Raw genomic sequence first — 918 nt, 5'->3', positions numbered from 1 at the left:
GTTTACCCAATGATATGCCTACTAGCGCAGCGGTGGGTGATGGTGAGACTTTTGCGCAAGCGTGCTTGCTAAGGCTGGCGAAAGCACCATGACTGAAATCAAGCAGTTTTCTACAACCGATACCACAAAAACGGCAAGCTTTGAGCAGTTAGCACTCGGTCAAAATATACAAGCGAAAAGTGGCATAGCAGCTGATAATAAATGGTATCGGCGACTACTGGCACTACCAGCCTATTACTGGGTGCTAATTGCTCAAATAGCAGTCGTGTTGCCACATGCTGCTCACTTGCCACTATGGTTAATCGGGTTTGCTGCGGTCAGTATCATCGCCCAACTACCACGTCTCAAGAGTCGGCTAAAAAAAGTCTCACATTTAAAACGCGTCTATCAAAGCATGCAGATGCTGGGTTTTTTATTAGGCTTAGTAGGTCTGTGGTTGACGTATAACACAGCCTTTGGGCTAGATATGGGCGTGGCATTTTTGGTGCTATGTCTCGCTAGTAAGCTTTGGGAATTATACAAGCGCCGCGATGCTTACGTGGTGTTGAATCTATCGTTATTTGTACTTGCTGCCTTGTTTTTGATGGATCAAGGTTTGATTACCACTCTAGAAGTGATAGTAGGAGCGGTGATCGTACTATTGGCGTTTATTGCGCTCAATGATGATAGCAATGCTCGTGGTGATGGACGCCTGCGTACTTTAGGGGTTTTAGGGGTTGGGGCACTGCCATTGTTAGTGGTGCTGTTTTTATTTTTCCCAAGACTGCCACCGCTGTGGTCTGTACAACTATCAGGTCAGCAAGCCACTACTGGTGTGTCTGATAGTATGTCACCCGGCGATTTTGCTAATTTAGGCCAGTCAACTGAGCTGGCTTTTCGCGTAGAGTTTGGCGATGAGCGTCCACCGCAACAGCAACT

At 46.9% G+C, this 918-nt stretch carries 1 protein-coding gene; it reads left to right on the top strand.

The annotated features are described in order from the left end of the window. Nucleotides 1-88: 88 nt before the first annotated feature. Nucleotides 89-918: DUF3488 domain-containing protein (locus ACS8FC_RS15575; protein WP_439297436.1), on the top strand; the 830-nt coding region annotated here is incomplete at its 3' end.

It is taken from the genome of Psychrobacter sp. 1Y4 (genome assembly GCF_051847555.1).
Note: the sequence above shows the minus strand (reverse complement) of the source record. Positions and strands in the feature narration are given on the sequence as shown.